Origin of the sequence: Pseudomonas sp. GV047, from assembly GCF_003058245.1 — a bacterium.
GTDB classification, from domain to species: Bacteria; Pseudomonadota; Gammaproteobacteria; order Pseudomonadales; family Pseudomonadaceae; genus Aquipseudomonas; species Aquipseudomonas marginalis.
The window spans coordinates 933,400-950,237 of sequence record NZ_QCWA01000001.1 but is presented as its reverse complement, the minus strand read 5'-3'; the positions used below and the strand labels follow the sequence as shown (position 1 = coordinate 950,237).

At 62.2% G+C, this 16,838-nt stretch carries 14 protein-coding genes and 1 pseudogene; 12 read left to right on the top strand and 3 right to left on the bottom strand.

What is annotated here, in order from left to right:
• Positions 1-12: 12 nt before the first annotated feature.
• Positions 13-768 (bottom strand): annotated as a pseudogene (locus C8K58_RS32995) (MCP four helix bundle domain-containing protein); the annotation flags it as partial.
• Positions 769-904: 136 nt separating this feature from the next.
• Between C8K58_RS32995 and C8K58_RS04365 the strand changes: the two are divergent.
• Together C8K58_RS04365 and C8K58_RS04360 are read left to right on the top strand one after the other, a co-directional pair.
• Complete coding sequence (locus C8K58_RS04365; RefSeq protein ID WP_027605853.1) at positions 905-2,113, top strand: multidrug effflux MFS transporter; 1,209 nt, start codon at positions 905-907, stop codon at positions 2,111-2,113.
• A gap of 100 nt (positions 2,114-2,213) precedes the next feature.
• The gene (locus tag C8K58_RS04360; RefSeq protein ID WP_027605854.1) at positions 2,214-3,071 is read left to right on the top strand and encodes an SDR family oxidoreductase; all 858 of its coding nucleotides are present in this window, start codon (positions 2,214-2,216) and stop codon (positions 3,069-3,071) included.
• A 16-nt stretch (positions 3,072-3,087) separates the two neighbouring features.
• Here the strand turns inward: C8K58_RS04360 and xerC are convergent, their stop codons facing one another.
• Both xerC and C8K58_RS04350 read right to left on the bottom strand, forming a co-directional pair.
• A complete protein-coding gene (gene xerC, locus C8K58_RS04355) occupies positions 3,088-4,002 on the bottom strand; it encodes a tyrosine recombinase XerC (RefSeq protein WP_027605855.1) in 915 nt (304 codons plus the stop codon).
• A gap of 108 nt (positions 4,003-4,110) precedes the next feature.
• Entirely contained in the window at positions 4,111-4,923 is an 813-nt protein-coding gene (locus C8K58_RS04350; RefSeq protein ID WP_027605856.1) for a M949_RS01915 family surface polysaccharide biosynthesis protein, read from the bottom strand.
• A 400-nt stretch (positions 4,924-5,323) separates the two neighbouring features.
• Here C8K58_RS04350 and arnC point away from each other — a divergent pair, with 400 nt between their 5' ends.
• The 10 genes from arnC to C8K58_RS04300 all read left to right on the top strand — a co-directional run bounded on the left by arnC (position 5,324) and on the right by C8K58_RS04300 (position 16,836).
• Positions 5,324-6,361, top strand: coding sequence for an undecaprenyl-phosphate 4-deoxy-4-formamido-L-arabinose transferase (arnC, locus tag C8K58_RS04345; protein WP_027605857.1), 1,038 nt, complete (start codon positions 5,324-5,326; stop codon positions 6,359-6,361).
• Positions 6,358-8,349 carry a bifunctional UDP-4-amino-4-deoxy-L-arabinose formyltransferase/UDP-glucuronic acid oxidase ArnA gene (gene arnA, locus C8K58_RS04340; RefSeq protein ID WP_027605858.1) on the top strand — a complete coding sequence of 664 codons (1,992 nt, stop codon included), beginning with the start codon at positions 6,358-6,360 and terminating at the stop codon, positions 8,347-8,349. The genes arnC and arnA overlap by 4 nt, the downstream gene beginning before the upstream one ends.
• On the top strand, positions 8,349-9,233 hold the full coding sequence (arnD, locus tag C8K58_RS04335) for a 4-deoxy-4-formamido-L-arabinose-phosphoundecaprenol deformylase (RefSeq protein WP_027605859.1): 885 nt from the start codon (positions 8,349-8,351) through the stop codon (positions 9,231-9,233). Before arnA ends, arnD begins: the two co-directional genes overlap by 1 nt.
• Positions 9,230-10,885 (top strand): lipid IV(A) 4-amino-4-deoxy-L-arabinosyltransferase, encoded by a 1,656-nt coding sequence (arnT, locus tag C8K58_RS04330; RefSeq protein WP_108573112.1) that lies wholly within the window; start codon positions 9,230-9,232, stop codon positions 10,883-10,885. The genes arnD and arnT overlap by 4 nt, the downstream gene beginning before the upstream one ends.
• The gene (gene arnE / locus C8K58_RS04325; RefSeq protein ID WP_065941524.1) at positions 10,882-11,229 is read left to right on the top strand and encodes a 4-amino-4-deoxy-L-arabinose-phosphoundecaprenol flippase subunit ArnE; all 348 of its coding nucleotides are present in this window, start codon (positions 10,882-10,884) and stop codon (positions 11,227-11,229) included. The genes arnT and arnE overlap by 4 nt, the downstream gene beginning before the upstream one ends.
• Positions 11,226-11,639, top strand: a complete 414-nt coding sequence (arnF, locus tag C8K58_RS04320; protein WP_092358009.1) for a 4-amino-4-deoxy-L-arabinose-phosphoundecaprenol flippase subunit ArnF — start codon at positions 11,226-11,228, stop codon at positions 11,637-11,639. Before arnE ends, arnF begins: the two co-directional genes overlap by 4 nt.
• A complete protein-coding gene (locus C8K58_RS04315) occupies positions 11,636-13,015 on the top strand; it encodes a UDP-glucose/GDP-mannose dehydrogenase family protein (protein ID WP_027605863.1) in 1,380 nt (459 codons plus the stop codon). Before arnF ends, C8K58_RS04315 begins: the two co-directional genes overlap by 4 nt.
• A gap of 3 nt (positions 13,016-13,018) precedes the next feature.
• On the top strand, positions 13,019-14,641 hold the full coding sequence (locus C8K58_RS04310; RefSeq protein WP_027605864.1) for a glycosyltransferase family 39 protein: 1,623 nt from the start codon (positions 13,019-13,021) through the stop codon (positions 14,639-14,641).
• A gap of 239 nt (positions 14,642-14,880) precedes the next feature.
• The gene (locus C8K58_RS04305) at positions 14,881-15,591 is read left to right on the top strand and encodes an HPP family protein (protein WP_092358005.1); all 711 of its coding nucleotides are present in this window, start codon (positions 14,881-14,883) and stop codon (positions 15,589-15,591) included.
• Between the two features lie 141 nt (positions 15,592-15,732).
• The gene (locus tag C8K58_RS04300) at positions 15,733-16,836 is read left to right on the top strand and encodes an enoyl-CoA hydratase/isomerase family protein (protein ID WP_108573110.1); all 1,104 of its coding nucleotides are present in this window, start codon (positions 15,733-15,735) and stop codon (positions 16,834-16,836) included.
• Positions 16,837-16,838: the final 2 nt, after the last annotated feature.

The following is a 16,838-nucleotide window of genomic DNA, read 5'->3' as shown; positions in this document are numbered from 1 at the left end:
GCGTAGATCTCGCTGCATGGTGGCAAGGCTGCGGATCAACGAGCTGGCTTCGTCCTTGCGCTTGGGTTCGACAATCGGCTCGCTCAGGTTACCCCGGGCGATACTGGCAGCAATGCGACTGGCGGCCTGCAGCGGCGCCATGATGCTCGACAACACCCAGCGCCCCTGGGCCAGCAGCAGCAACAGGCTGGCGAGCAATACGGCGCCCAAGGTCAAATTGGCGTGGCTGATGGTCTGCCGCGTGCTGGCGCTGGTCTCCTGGGTATTGCTTTCGATCAGCTCGCTCATCGCCGCCATTTGATCTTCCAGCTGGGAAAACGCCTTGTTGAAGGTGTCCAGTTCCCCGCGAGCGGCCTCAGGATTCTCCAGTGCCAGCGCGACGATGCGCTCGCCGGCACTGATATAGGTGTCCAGGCTGGGTCTGATTTTTTCCAGGCCGCTTTTGATCGTGGGATCCAGCGGCAACTTGAGGTTGTCCCCCAGTACCTGACGGAAATGCTCGGCGTGTTCCTTCAACGAGGTGTTGACCTCATCCTTGCTGCTGGTGCTTTTGCCCAACCCCACGAGCATCGCGGACAGCACGTCGGCACGCAGTGCGTCGTGCATCATGTCGGCTTCCATATGGTTGCGCAGGACCGTCATGCTCACCTCGCTATCCTGTACGGCCTCGCTCATCCGAACATTCCCCAGGTAGCCGGCCAGGCTCATGACCAGAGCCGTGAGCAACCCAGTGGCAATCAACAGCATCAAGCGTAATTTGATCGTCATGCTGACATCCCCATACCCAACCGTCGAAGCAACGTTCTTACCGTTATCGGCATCAATCCCTGTTAGTGAAGCCTAAGTTTGCGGATCTGCGCGGATCCCTTAAGCTGATCGACTTTTGCGCTGCCGGAAACCGCCCATGTCCCGAAGTATTGCCCACCTTGCGTTACTGCTGGGGTTGATTACCGCCGTCGGCCCGTTCGCCATCGACATCTACCTGCCTGCCCTGCCCACCCTGGGCGCCAGCCTGCACGCCTCGCCGGCGGCGGTACAGATGAGCCTCACGGTATTTTTCATGATCATTGGGGTTTGCCAGCTGTTCTACGGCCCGATCAGCGATGTGTTCGGGCGCAAGCCGCCGATTTACGCCGGGCTGCTGATCTTTGCGGTGGGCAGCGTCGGCTGCGCGCTGGCGCCCACCATTGAAGTGCTGATCGGCTTTCGTGCCGTGCAGGCGTTCGGTGCCTGTGCCGGGATGGTCATTCCCCGGGCGATCGTGCGTGACCTGTACACCGGCCATGAAGCTGCGCGGCTGATGGCCTTGCTGATGCTGGTGATGAGTGTGTCGCCGATTCTCGCGCCGCTGGCCGGCAGCCTGGTGATTTCATTGTGGAGCTGGCGCGAAGTATTCGCCGTGCTCGCGGTGGTGGCCGTGCTGTGCCTGGTGATGACAATTGTGCAGCTGCCCGAAACCCATCCCGCCGAGCGCCGACTGGGCAAGACCTTGGGCACGGCATTCAGCAGCTACGGCGCACTGCTGCGTGACCCGGTCTTCATCGGTCTGTCGGTGGTGTGCGGGTTCGGGCTGGCGACGTTCTTCGTGTTTATCGGCAGTGCGCCCTTCGTGTATATCGAATACTTCGGCCTTACGCCTACCCAGTTCAGCCTGTGTTTCGCCCTGAACGCCGCGTCGTTTTTTGCCATGAGCCAACTCACTGCACGCTTGAGCGCGCGCTTCGGCCTGGCGCCACTGATTCGCTGGTCGGTGGTCGCCGTAGCCGCCGTGATGGTGCTGCTGGCCGCGACCACGCTGTGGGTCGACAGCCTGGCCTTGATGATGGCGTCGCTGTTTATCGGCTTCGGTTTCCTCGGCCTGTTGTTGCCGGCGGCGGGCGTGTTATCCCTGGAAGATCATGGTGCTGTGGCGGGATCTGCCTCCGCCCTGTTGGGCGCGATCCAGATGATCACCGCTGCCGTGTCCATGACCCTGGTCGGAGTGTTCGCCGACCACACACCGGCGCCGATGCTCATGGGTATCGCGCTGTGTGCGCTCGCGGCGATGTTCACCACGCTGTGGACCTTGGGCCGTCTGCCGGCGCACCTGGCGAGCGCCCCGCCCCACGGCTGAGCGATACCGCTCGTCGGGCCTGGCCGGCATCCATTACAACTATCGCCGGCCATGAAACTACTAATCCCATAGCACCGTTCGAAACCTATGGAGATTGGAAATGACTGACTACCCACGCCCGCCCTTCGCCCCCCAGGCGCAAAACGTACCCGGTACCCAGCGCAAGATGGACCCGTACCCGGACTGTGGGGAACAGAGTTACAAGGGCTCCGGCCGGCTGGCCAACAAGATCGCCTTGATCACCGGCGCCGACAGCGGCATTGGCCGCGCAGTGGCGATCGCCTTCGCCCGTGAAGGCGCCGATGTGGCCATCGCGTACCTGGACGAACACGAAGACGCCAGGGAAACCGCGCGCTGGGTCGAGGAAGCCGGCCGCCAATGCCTGTTGCTGCCCGGTGACATCGCGCAAAAAGCCACCTGCCAGGCGCTGGTCGACAAGACCGTGGAACAGTTCGGGCGCATTGACGTGCTGGTCAATAACGCTGCGTTCCAGATGACCCACGAAACGCTCGAAGAGATCGAGGATGAGGAATGGGTCAAGACCTTCGATATCAACATCACCGCGATGTTTCGCCTCTGCAAGGCCGCGCTGCCGCATATGAAGGCCGGCAGTTCGATCATCAACACCAGCTCGGTCAATTCCGACATGCCCAAGCCGACCCTGCTGGCCTATGCCGCCACCAAGGGCGCAATCGCCAACTTCACCGGTGGCTTGGCGCAATTACTCGGCAGCAAGGGCATCCGCGTCAACAGCGTCGCGCCCGGCCCGATCTGGACGCCGTTGATCGTGGCGACCATGACCGATGACGACGTGCAGAGTTTCGGCAGCGAAACCCCACTGGGCCGCCCCGGCCAACCGGTGGAAGTGGCGCCGATTTATGTGCTGCTGGCATCGGACGAGGCCAGCTATATCTCGGGGTCGCGTTATGCGGTCACCGGCGGCAAACCGATTCTGTAGGTCCGCAGCTGTTCGTCTACAGATCAAACCGATCCACCGCCCGCCGCCGCTCGTTGTCGTCACGCACGTCATAGCTGGCGGTGGTCTGGATATTGGTGTGATGCGCCAGCTTCTGTGCAATCGACAGGTCATGCTCCTCGATCACCCGCGTGATAAACGAGCGGCGAAAATCGTGGGGCATGATCTTCACCCCCACCTGCTCACCCCGTTGGCGGGCGATGTAGTAAATCGCATGCTTGGTGATACGTTCCCGGGTGATATGGCTGCCCCGGCGTATGCGGTTGAACAGGAAGCTGTCGTCCTGCTCGCCTTCCTTGAGCTGTTCGCGCCTGAACGCCAACCACGCCTGCAGCTTGGCGAAAGCCCAGTCCGGCGCATACTTGACCAATTCCTTATTGCCCTTGCCGATTACCCGCAAGCTGCGTTCATCGAAGTTGATCTGCGCCAGGTCGAGGTTGACCGACTCGGACTTGCGCATGCCCGAGCCATACAGGATGCCGATGACCGCTGCATCACGCAGGCCCTGGGGGCGAGGGTCGGCGGCGCAGACCTCCATCATTTCCCGGATCAACGTGCGCCGCAGATTGCGGCCCTGGCCCAGGCGCGTGCCGGGCGTGGCCTTGACCGTGCGCATTTTCAGGAGATGTTCCTGGCTGATCAGGCTCATGCGCCAGGCTTCGTTCATCACCCCGCGCACGGCATTCACATACAAGGATGAGGTGTTCGGTGCGTAGCCGTCTTCACGCAATGCTGCGACCAGGGCGATGACATGTTCGGGTTGCAGCAGGTGCCAGTCGATGTCTTCGAGGTTGATGTCTTCGAAGCCCAGGCGGTCGGCGGCGTCCTGCAGCACGTAGCGCATGGTCAGTTGGCTGGAGGGGGCCAGGCGGGTGAGGTAGAGGGTCAACGGGTTGCGGATAGACTCGGTCAAGGTAGATCAGCCTTTGGATTAAATACCTCGAACAACTCATTGTTTAATCGAGGTATTTAGTGAATTGGCGAAGACCGAGTCTAACCCAGGAAAAGCCCTGGCACAAAATCACGGTGCCGTGTCTTCATCCTCGGTGGGCGCCTGGGGCTGGGTCTGGGCCTGGCTCCATTCGGCATCCTGCTTCTGCATCAAGGCGAACCAGTGCTGACGCATAAAGGCCAGGTAAGCTTCCGGCGCCTTGGCAAAGTCCTTCTCATCGCCATAGCAACCCGGCAACGGCAACTCCGTGCCCTGCTCCTTGTACTGGCTGACCAGCGCCTGCTGCCCGGCCACGCTGCAATCCTTGGGCAGCGGCATGCCACGCAGGGCCCCGGCCTCCTCATCCCACCAGGCTGCGCCGACCCGGTCGACCCCGCGCAGGCGGTACTTCTGCGACTTGCCGACATGCATGATCAGCTTGAATTCGTTGGGGCTGACATCGCTGGTGCAGGAGCGCGAATAGCCCACGGTGGCCTGGGTGATGCCATCGCCAGTGAGGTCGGTGACCTTGGTCGCGGCCATGTCGAAGCGCAGCGCCGCATCGAACTGGCAATGCTGCACGTCGTCGTAGAGCATCCACATGCGCTTGGGACGGTCACCGTCGATCAGGTATTGGGCCGCATAGACAAACGCCGACTGGGTACCGTCATCCTCGCGTTCGCTGACCTGCTCGGAGAGCACCAGCAGGTTCTTGCCCTGGCGGTCGTCCCAGGTGTAGGCGGCGACCTGCCTGCCGCGCACCTCAACACCCTCAGGCACTTGGGTGAGCGCGGTGAGCGCCACGCCATCATCTGCCCGTACGGCGCTGGCGCAGGCCGCCGTCATCAACAATCCGATCAAAACGGGCCGCCATTGGCCGCTTATACGCTGCACGCTATTCATCCGAGTACCCTGGCAAGAGATGGCTTACTTTACCGGCACTTGAAGCGCATTGCAGAGAAGATTCTTCAATTAAGACCAAGGGCTGGCGGATTAAAGCGCCTCACCTGCAGACAACGCCTATTCAGCCTGCGGACCTTCCCCTGCCATACCTTAGTTACCTAGCTGAACCCTAGCTGTCTACCTGTCAAATAAACGAGTTTTTCATCTGCCTTTCATATCTGTTGCACATTTTTGCGCTTAATCTTGAACGTGAAACTTCAGAGCGAATTCCACAACACCAGCTAAGCTGTTGATTACGCTTCATCTTTAGTGCCGCTTTTTAAGTGCGGGCCAGGTGTTCGTCCAATGATTACTACTGCTTTCACGCGCCAAGTTGCTCCAGTCCCGAGGTCATGAATCTTTGAAACCCTACCCTATTCATTGCGTGTCGATCGTTATCCCGGTCTACAACGAACAAGAAAGCCTGCCTGAACTGCTGCGTCGTACCACTGCCGCCTGCAAGCAACTGGCCTACGAATACGAAATCATCCTGGTGGATGACGGTAGCCGCGACAACTCCGCCCAATTGCTCGAAGACGCCGCCGCGCAAGACGGCAGCAACGTGGTGGCGGTGATCCTCAATCGCAACTACGGGCAGCACGCGGCGATCATGGCCGGTTTCGAGCAGTGCCGGGGCGACGTGGTGATTACCCTCGACGCCGACCTGCAGAACCCCCCCGAAGAAATCCCGCGCCTGGTGGAACAGGCCGCCCTGGGCTACGACGTGGTCGCCACGGTACGCAACAATCGCCAGGACTCGGCTTTTCGCCGCTGGCCTTCGCGCCTGATCAACCTCGCCGTGCAACGCTCCACCGGCGTGGCCATGAGCGACTACGGCTGCATGCTGCGCGCTTACCGGCGCACCATCGTCGACGCCATGCTCGCCTGCCGCGAGCGCAGCACCTTCATCCCGATCCTGGCCAACGGCTTTGCCCGTCACACCACCGAGATCCTGGTGCACCACGCCGAGCGTGAACACGGCGAATCCAAATACAGCGCCATGCGCCTGATCAGCCTGATGTTCGACCTGCTGACCTGCATGACCACCACGCCGCTGCGCTTGCTGTCCATCGTCGGCTTCAGCCTGGCGGCGCTGGGCGTGTTCTTCGCCTTTGCGTTGATCGTGATGCGCCTGGCCTTCGGCGCCGACTGGGCCGGTGACGGTCTGTTCGTACTGTTCGCGGTGCTGTTCGTGTTCACCGGCGGCCAGTTCATCGGCATGGGCCTGCTGGGCGAATACCTGGGGCGCATGTACAGCGACGTGCGCGCCCGCCCCCGCTTCTTTATTGAAAAAGTGCTGCGCAACCAACCGGCGGCACCGGCACCCGTGGTCGTCGTCGACGGCCTGGTGTCCTCCCATTCCACCACTACTTTTCCTTCCGATCAGGTTTCGTCATGAATTCAAAAGCCGTTGTCTTCGCTTACCACGATATTGGCTGTGCGGGCATTGAAGCCCTGCTGACTGCCGGCTACGACATTGCCGCCGTGTTTACCCATGCCGACGACCCCAAGGAAAACAATTTCTACGGCTCTGTCGCCCAACTCTGCGCGCGCAACGGCATCCCGGTACATGCGCCGGAAGACGCCAACCACCCGCTGTGGATCGAGCGTATTGCCAAGCTGAACCCGGAATACATCTTCTCCTTTTACTACCGCAACCTGCTGAGCGAGCCGCTGCTGGCCACCGCCAGCAAAGGTGCGTTCAACCTGCACGGCTCGCTGCTGCCTAAATACCGTGGCCGCGCACCGGCCAACTGGGTGCTGGTCAACGGCGAAACCGAAACCGGCGTGACCCTGCACCGCATGGTCAAGCGCGCCGATGCCGGGGCGATCCTGGCCCAGCAAAAAGTCGGGATCGAGCGCACCGACACCGGCCTGACCCTGCACGCCAAGCTGCGTGATGCGGCCACCAGCCTGCTGCGCGACGCCCTGCCGCAACTGGCTGCGGGCAAGCTGACCGAAACGGCCCAGGACGAAAGCCAGGCCACCTACTTTGGTCGCCGTACGGCCGCCGACGGCAAGCTGGAGTGGAAAAAACCCGCTGAAGAACTGTTCAACCTGGTGCGCGCGGTGACTCAACCGTACCCAGGCGCGTTCTGCGCCGTCGGCGAGCACAAGCTCATCGTCTGGCAAGCCGAAGTGGTCAAGGGCAATGAAGGCCTGGCGCCGGGCCGTGTGATCAGCGTCAACCCGCTGCGCATCGCCTGCGGCGAAGACTCCCTGGTGGTCAAGTTCGGCCAGCGCAATGACAACGGCCTGTACCTGGCGGGTCCGTCGCTGGCCAACGAACTGGGCCTGGTCGACGGCTCCGTGCTGCGCGGTGCCGAGTCCGGCCGCAAGCCGCGCCGGACCCGCGTGCTGATCCTCGGTGTGAACGGCTTTATCGGTAACCACCTGTCCGAGCGCCTGCTGCGTGACGACCGTTATGAAGTCTACGGCCTGGACATTGGCTCCGACGCCATCGAGCGCCTGCGCAGCCACCCGAACTTCCATTACGTCGAAGGCGACATCAGCATCCACACCGAGTGGATCGAGTACCACATCAAGAAGTGCGACGTGGTCCTGCCACTGGTGGCCATCGCCACACCGATCGAATACACCCGCAACCCGCTGCGCGTGTTCGAGCTGGACTTCGAAGAAAACCTCAAGCTGGTGCGCTACTGCGTCAAGTACAACAAGCGCGTGATTTTCCCGTCGACCTCCGAAGTCTATGGCATGTGCCAGGACCAGTATTTCGACGAAGACACCTCCAACCTGGTGGTCGGCCCGGTCAACAAGCAGCGCTGGATCTACTCGGTCTCCAAGCAACTGCTGGACCGCGTGATCTGGGCCTACGGCGCCAAGGGCCTGAACTTCACCCTGTTCCGTCCGTTCAACTGGATGGGCCCGCGCCTGGACCGCCTGGATTCGGCGCGTATCGGCAGCTCCCGGGCGATCACCCAGCTGATCCTGAACCTGGTGGAAGGTACGCCGATCCGCCTGTTCGACGGCGGCGAGCAGAAGCGTTGCTTCACTGACATCGCCGACGGTATCGAAGCCCTGGCGCGCATCATCGATAACGACAACGATGCCTGCAACGGCCAGATCATCAACATCGGCAACCCGGAAAACGAAGCCAGCATCCGCCAGTTGGGCGAAGAGCTGCTGCGTCAGTTTGAGGCGCACCCGCTGCGCGGCAACTTCCCACCGTTCGCCGGTTTCCGCGACGTCGAAAGCAAGGCGTTCTACGGCACCGGTTACCAGGACGTGGCGCACCGCAAGCCAAGCATCGAAAACGCCAAGCGCCTGCTGAACTGGGAGCCGACCGTGGAGATGAGCGAAACCATCGGCAATACGCTGGACTTCTTCCTGCGTGAAGCCATGCTCGAAATCGCGGACAAAAAGTAATGAAGGCAGGCTTGCGCATCGACGTCGATACCTACCGCGGCACCCGTGAAGGCGTGCCACGGTTGCTCGAATCCCTGGATGAGGCCGGGGTCAAGGCGACGTTCTTCTTCAGTGTCGGGCCGGACAACATGGGGCGCCACTTGTGGCGCCTGATCCGCCCGCAGTTCCTGTGGAAGATGCTGCGTTCCAACGCGGCCGGCCTGTACGGCTGGGACATCCTGCTGGCCGGCACCGCCTGGCCAGGCAAGCCGATCGGCCGTGACCTGGGGCACTTGATGCGCCAGGCCAAGGCGGCGGGGCATGAAGTCGGCCTGCACGCCTGGGATCACCACGGCTGGCAGGCCAACACCGGGCGTTGGAGCGATGCACAGCTGGTGGAGCAGATTCGACGCGGCGTGGAGACCTTGAGCGACATCCTCGGCGAGCGCATCGACTGTTCGGCGGCTGCTGGTTGGCGTGCCGATGAGCGGGTGGTGCAGGCCAAGCAAGGTTTCAACTTCCGCTACAACAGCGATTGCCGGGGTACCAGCCTGTTTCGGCCGACATTGGCCGATGGCAGCGCGGGTACGCCACAAATTCCGGTGGACCTGCCGACCTTCGACGAAGTCGTCGGGCCGGTGGTGGCCGCCAAAGACTTCAACGGCTTCATTCTTGACCGGTTTGCCGAGTCGAAGCTCAACGTCTACACGATCCACGCAGAAGTAGAAGGGATTCTGATGGCCAATGATTTTCGCCAGTTGCTCGCCCAGGCAGGGCAGCGCGGCATCGACTTCAACCCCCTGGGCGACTTGTTGCCTGCGGACCTGACCACCCTGCCCCGGCAACACCTGGTGCGCGGCGCCTTGAGCGGCCGTGAGGGGTGGCTCGGAGTGCAGCAGGCATGATCCGGCGTTGGGCCTTGCCCCTGCTCCTGTTGGCGTTCGGTGTGTTTTACCTGTTGCCGCTGGCCACCCACGGCCTGTGGATTCCGGATGAAACCCGCTATGCACAGATCAGCCAGGAAATGCTGCTGACCGGCAAGTGGGCCTCGCCGCACTTCATGGGGATCCGCTACTTCGAAAAACCGGCTGCCGGTTACTGGATGATCGCGCTGGGCCAGGCGATCTTCGGGCAGAACCTGTTTGGCGTGCGCTTCGCCTCGGCGCTGAGCACCGGCTTGAGCATCCTGCTGGTGTACCTGGTGTCGCGCCGCTTGTGGAATGACCCGCAAAAAAGCCTGGTCAGCAGTGTGCTGTACATGAGTTTTGTCAGCGTGGCGGCACTGGGCGGCTATGCCAACCTCGATCCGCAGTTCACGTTCTGGGTCAACCTGACCGGCGTCGCCCTGTGGTTCTGCTTCGACAGCACCACCCGCAACGGCCGCCTGGGGGCCTGGGCGCTGCTCGGTTTTGCCTGTGGCATGGGCTTTATGACCAAGGGCTTCCTCGCGTGGCTGTTGCCGGTGTTGATCGCCCTGCCCTACGCGATCTGGCAGAAACGCTTTCGCGAGTTGCTCGGCTACGGCCTGGTCGCCGTGGTCGTGGCCATTGCGGTGAGCCTGCCGTGGGCCCTGGCCGTGCACCTGCAGGAGCCGGACTACTGGAACTTCTTCTTTTGGCACGAGCACATCCAGCGCTTTGCCGGCGACGATGCCCAGCATGCCGAACCGTTCTGGTATTACCTGCCGCTGCTGATTGCCTTCTGCCTGCCGTGGGTGGCGCTGTTGCCGTCCACCCTGAAACAGGCGTGGCAGGAAAAACGCGCGGCGAAAACCGCCTTCCTGTTGTTGTGGCTGCTGATGCCCCTGGCGTTTTTCAGCCTGGCCAAGGGCAAGTTGCCCTCCTACATCATGCCGTGCCTGCTGCCGCTGGCGTTGCTGATGGGCCACACCCTGGCCGACAAACTGGCCCAGGCCCGTGGGCGCGTGTTGCGCATCAACGGCTGGCTGAACCTGGTGATTGGCGTTGTGGCGTTACTGGCCCTGACCTGGTTCCAACTGAAAAAACCGGTGTACGAGCACGGCAGTGAAACCCTCAGCCTGGTGCTGGTGTTTGTCTTCCTGTTCGGCTGGATCGTTGCCAACCTGTTGCAGGCCTCGCGCCCGCTGCGCTTGTGGGCAGCGCCGGTGGTCGGCAGCTGGTTGCTGGTGGCGCTGGTCCCGGCCGCATTGCCCCATTCGGTGGTTTATAACAAGATCCCGGACCAGTTCATCATCGATCACCTCCAGGAGTTGAGCCAGACCAGCGCGTTGCTGAGCAACGACCTCGGCGCGGCCTCCGCCCTGGCATGGCGCGTCAAGCGCCCGGACGTGACCCTCTATAACACCGTCGGCGAAGTGAAATATGGCTTGGCCTTCGACGATGCAGCCCATCACAAGGTCGACACCACGCAGGTCCAGCAATGGATGAGCGACGCGCGCAAACACGGCGCGGTCGGTGTGGTCATGCGCGTCAAGGGCGACGACGAACTCGCCGAAGTGGACTTGCTGCCCAAGGACGGCAAGCGCTACGAGCAAGGCAATATCGTGATCCTGGTGTTCCCGCAGGTTGCGCCATGATCACACTGCTCCTGTTATTGGCGGCCTGCCTGCTCACATGCATGGGCCAGGTCTCGCAGAAATTCGCCGTGGAAGGCTGGCGCGACCAGCCCGACGGTTGGGCGCTGAAACTGCGCTCGCCATGGTTGTGGTCGGCCCTGCTGTGCCTGGGTTTTGGTTTGCTGGTGTGGTTGCTGGTGTTGCAGCGCCTGGAAGTCGGCATCGCCTACCCGATGCTCAGCCTCAATTTTGTCCTGGTCACCCTGGTGGCGCGCTGTGTGTTCAAGGAGCCCATCGACACACGGCATTGGCTGGGCGTGGTGCTGGTGATTGCCGGTGTGGTGCTGCTGGGGCGCCAGGTATGAGCCGCGTGCGTGGGTTTGCCCTGGCCCTGGGCAGCGTTGGCCTGGTCAGCGCCGCCCAGTTGGGCATGCGCTGGAGCATGACGCGCCTGCCCTTGCCTACCGAATGGCTGACGGCGTTCCACAGCAATGCCATCGACTTCGCGGCGCTCGGCGTGGTGAGCCTGGCGATCCTGGCCTACGCGCTGTCGATGCTCTGCTGGCTCGGCGCCCTCAAGCACCTGCCCCTGGGCCGCGCCTATTCGCTGCTGAGCATCAGCTATGCGCTGGTGTACCTGCTGGCCGCCAGCCTGCCGGTGTTCAACGAACATTTTTCCCTCTCGAAAACCCTGGGGGTGGCGCTTGTCATCCTTGGTGTGCTGGTTATTAACTCTCGCCGTGCTAGCGCTGCAAGCGCCAGGAATGCCCCATGAAAATCAGTGTATTTGGTAGTGGTTACGTCGGTCTGGTACAGGCCACCGTATTAGCCGAAGTCGGTCACGATGTCATCTGCATGGACGTCGATCAGAACAAGGTCAAGCTCCTGCAGCAAGGCCATGTGAGCATCTTCGAGCCGGGGCTGGCGGCCATGGTCAAGGAAAACCTGGAGAGCGGGCGACTGCACTTCACCTTTGACGAAAAGCTTGCCGTCGAACACGGCGAAGTGCTGTTTATCGCGGTGGGTACGCCGTCGGATGAAGACGGCTCGGCCGACCTCAAGTACGTGCTGTCGGTGGGTGACGCAGTAGCCCGCCACCGTATCGAACCGGTGATCCTGGTGGAGAAATCCACCGTCCCGGTTGGCACCGGCGACACCCTGCGCGCCCATATCGAAAAAGCCCTGCACCTGGCCGGCCGGCACCTGGAGTTCGATATCGTCTCCAACCCGGAATTCCTCAAGGAGGGCTCGGCCGTTTCCGACTGCCGCCGCCCGGACCGCATCATCATCGGCTGCGAGCGCGAAGAAGTGCGCGACGTGATGCGCGACCTGTACGCGCCGTTCAACCGCAACCACGACCGCATCATCTTCATGGACCTGCGCAGCGCCGAACTGACCAAATACGCCGCCAACTGCATGCTGGCGACCAAGATCAGCTTTATCAACCAGATCGCCGAGCTGGCCGAACACCTGGGTGCCGACATCGAAGCCGTGCGCCTGGGCATCGGCGCCGACTCGCGCATCGGCTATCACTTTATCTACCCCGGCTGCGGCTACGGCGGCTCGTGCTTCCCCAAGGACATGCGTGCCTTGATCCACAGCGCCAAGCAGGCCAACTGCTCCAGCGACCTGCTGGAAGCCGTGGAAGCCATCAATCAGCGCCAGAAGAGCAAGCTGTTCGAGCGTATCAATGCGTTCTTCCAGGGCAACCTGCGCGGCAAGACCTTTGCCCTGTGGGGCCTGGCGTTCAAGCCCAACACCGACGACATGCGCGACGCACCCAGCCGCGTGCTGATGGAAGCGTTGTGGGCCGCCGGCGCCACTGTACGGGCGTTCGACCCGGAAGCCATGCAGGAAACCCAGCGTATCTACGCTGACGAGGAGCGACTGATGCTGATGGGCACGCCGGAATCCACCTTGCTCGGCGCCGATGCGCTGATCGTCTGCACCGAATGGCAGCAGTTCAAGGCGCCCGACTTCGAGCTGATCCACCAGCGCCTGAAAACCCCGGTGATCTTCGACGGCCGCAACCTGTATGACGGTGAGCGCCTGGCGCGCAAGGGCTTCCAGTATTACCCGATCGGTCGTGGCGATTCCTGCCAGTTGCCGATCCCCCAGCAACAGTGGGTGCCGCAGGTCGTGGAAGCCTGATTCGTGAACAAAGCTCAACCGCCCCTGCTCAGCCCGACGATCCGCCGCCAATCCCTCGTCTTGGGATTGCTGGCGCTGCTGTTGTTCATCGCCGGCAGCTGGCACCAGGCGATTATCGGTTTCGACTCACGCTTCGTGGTGTTTGCCCAGGAGATGCTGCGCCATGGGCCGGGTTTTTTCCCCACCACCTACGGGCAGCCGTATGCCGATTACCTGGCCACCTCGACGCTGATGACCTGGCTGTTGTCCCTGCCCCTGGGCGAGGTCACCAGCCTCACGGCCTGGCTGCCCACGTCGATTGCCTCGGCAGTGATCGTCATCCTGGTGTATCGCCTGACGGCGCCCTACTCCCAGCGTTGGGGGCTGCTGAGCATCGCGCTGTTGTTGCTGAGCAGTACCTTCATCAGTGAAACCCGTGCGGTGTCCCTTGACCAGATGCTCGCCGCCATCGCCCTGGCGGTGTTCTACCTCGGTTATGCCCATGACCATTTCGGTGCGGGCAGACGCCTGTACTGGCTGTACCTGCTGCTGATCCTCGGCTTTGCGATTCGCGGGCCGATCGGGCTGGTCATTCCCACGGGCGTGCTGTGCAGCTACTACCTGATCAACCGGCAATGGCGCCAACTGTTCAGCTTTGGCCTGCTGGCCCTGGCGCTGCTGGCGGCCTGTGTCGGCCTGCTGTTGCTGATGGCCAAGCTCAGTGGCGGCGAAAGCTTCATGCAGGATGTGATCCGCATGCAGTTCCTGGGGCGAATGGACGGCAGTGAAGGCTCCAGCGGCGCGTTGTATTACTTCACCAGCTCGCTGGGCAACTACGCCCTCGCCTATCCCGTGGCGCTGCTGGTGCTGCTGGCGGTTGCGGTCGGTGGGCGCCGCGTGCCGACACCGGCGTTGCAACTGGTGCTGTACTGCGCCGCGGCAGGCTTGCTGGTGATGCTGGGCCTGTCGATTCCCCAGGCAAAGAAGGCCCGCTATGTGCTGCCGATGTTGCCGATGGCGGCGATCATTGCGGCGTACCCGTTCCAGGCCGCTGAGGGGCGGTTGTTTGCAGGGTTGCGTGGGCTGATGTTGGGTCTATGGACGCTGCTGCCAGGCCTGCTGATCGTCGGGCTGGTATTCGCGCGGCCACGCTATCCGCAAGAGTTGAGCCAGCTGGGACCGGTGTTCGCCGTTCTCGGCGTGCTGCAAGCCTTGGCATTGCTGGCGTTGTTCAGGGCTCGCCTGCGGCCGCTGGGTCCGGCGCTTGCCGCCGTGCTTGCGGTGTGGGCAACCTATATTGCCGTGGTCGAACCGCTCGAACGCAGCGTCTACGACACCCGCACCTTTACCCTGCAAGTGCATGAGCAGGTCAAGCAACAGCGCGCCCCCGTGGTATTGCACGGCCTGGGCAAAGACGCCAAGGCGATCAAATACATGGTCAACCTCGACTGCGACCAGGTGCCGTTGTTTACCCAACAAGCCTCTGACCTGGCACCGCTGCAAGGGCCGGCGTGGCTGGTGATGAGCCAGGCGGATTTCGAAGGGCTCGAAGACCCGCGCTTTGCCTCTATCACGCCTACGTTGAGCGGTGAGTTCGACCGAAACCCCTATGTGCTGCTGCACCTGGCTAAACCTGCCCAACCTTGAGTTGCGTCTGAACCCCAACTGTAAACTCGATGGCCACATGCGGTAGCTATCTACCGCTCCGCCACGCCTTGATAACCTCATTATTTTTGTATTTAACCCTCATTAATATGCATTGGCGCTGCCCTGCCGGGCGCGGCACACTGCGCGGGTTCCTCCCCCAAATGCAGGAACTTTCAAAGGGCTTTTCCGGGCAACCAGACAAGCCTTTTTTTTGCCCGCCGTTTATGGATTTCCTTTCAATGCGCTCTCGCTGGTTTCCCGCTGCTATCAACACCCGCCCCACCGAATGGAGCCGTGCCGCGATTGGCATGGGCTTGGGCACATTTTTCAGTGTGTGGCTCTGTGCCCAGTTTTTTGGCATGGAGGTGGCCCTGCACCTGCTGGGCCCGCTGGGGGCATCGGCGGTGTTGTTGTTTGCGGTTTCGTCCGGTGCGCTGGCACAACCCTGGTCGATCATCGGCAGCTACCTGTGCGCCGGTGTCGTGGCATTGCTGGTGGCCCGCGTCCTTGGGCGCACCCTGGGCGGTGCCTGCCTGGCGGCCGGCATGGCCGTGGTGCTGATGTGCTGGCTGCGGTGCCTGCACCCGCCCGCCGGTGGCCTGGCCATGAGCCTGGTCCTGGCCGACCCTGCCTCCGCCGCCCTGGGCTGGCACGAATTGGGGGCCGTATTACTCGGCGCCGGTGCCTTGCTGGCCTGCGCATTGGCCTACAATAATGCGACGCGAACGCGCTACCCCAAGGGTGCTGTCGAGACGTCGACGACTGTCCTGCCTGACCCCAGGGCCGCCCGAGACCCCGCTATCACGGCCGCCGACTTGAAGCTGGCGCTGGCAGACATGGAGCAATTCTACGACGTGGCCCCGACGGAGCTGGAGCAATTGATCCATGCTGCAGAAACCCACGCTCGGCGCCGCAGCATCGGTGAAGTACTGGCAACCCGCGTGACCTGAACCCACGCCCGCCACCCTGCATAAATGCAAAAACGACCTGCATGATTCCGGGTTGTACTGTGCAAATTTGCACTGATACTCTCACAAGAGTGTTTACTCACGAACATCTTGATAAAGAACAATAAAAGCAGGGAGTTACAGATGACTGCTCAGGTTTCAAGCGAAGCAAGCAGCGCCGAGAGGCGTCAGGACGACGTACTGGCCGAAGTACGCAACCATATCGGTCACCTCACCCTCAATCGCCCCGCCGGCTTGAATGCCATCACCCTGGACATGGTCCGCCGCCTCGCGCAACAGCTGCACGCCTGGTCAGACGACCCGCAGGTGCATGCCGTAGTCCTGCGCGGTGCGGGCGACAAGGCATTTTGTGCCGGCGGCGATATCCGCTCCCTGTACGACAGTTTCAAACGCGGCGACACCCTGCACGAAGACTTCTTCGTCGAGGAATACGCGCTGGACCTGGCCATCCACCATTACCGCAAGCCCGTACTGGCCCTGATGGATGGGTTTGTCCTGGGCGGCGGCATGGGTCTGGTGCAGGGGGCGGATTTGCGCGTCGTCACCGAACGCAGCCGCCTGGCGATGCCGGAGGTGGCGATCGGTTACTTCCCGGACGTCGGTGGCAGCTACTTCCTGCCGCGCATTCCCGGCGAGCTGGGCATTTACCTCGGCGTGACCGGCGTGCAGGTTCGCGCGGCAGACGCCCTGTATTGCGGGTTGGCCAACTGGTACCTGGACAGCGCCAAGCTGGCCAGCCTCGACCAGAAACTCGACAGCCTGCAATGGCACGAGTCGCCCCTCAAAGACCTGCAAGGCGTGCTGGCCAAGCTGGCGGTGCAGCGCCTGCCCGACCCGCCGCTGGCCGCATTGCGCCCGGCTATCGACCACTTCTTCGGCCTGCCGGACATTCCGAGCATCGTCGAGCAGCTCCAGGAAGTCACTGTCGCCGACAGCCATGAGTGGGCACTGAACACCGTCCACCTGATGCAGACCCGCTCGCCCCTGGCCATGGCCGTGACCCTGGAAATGCTGCGACGCGGCCGGCGCCTGCCGTTGGAACAGTGCTTTGCCCTGGAGCTGCACCTTGACCGCCAATGGTTCGAACGCGGCGACCTGATCGAAGGGGTCCGCGCGCTGATCATCGACAAGGACAAGAACCCTCGCTGGAACCCGCCGACGCTCCATGGACTGGACAAAAGCCACGTCGACAGCTTCTTTCATCACTTCGAGCAGGTTGCGAAATAAGC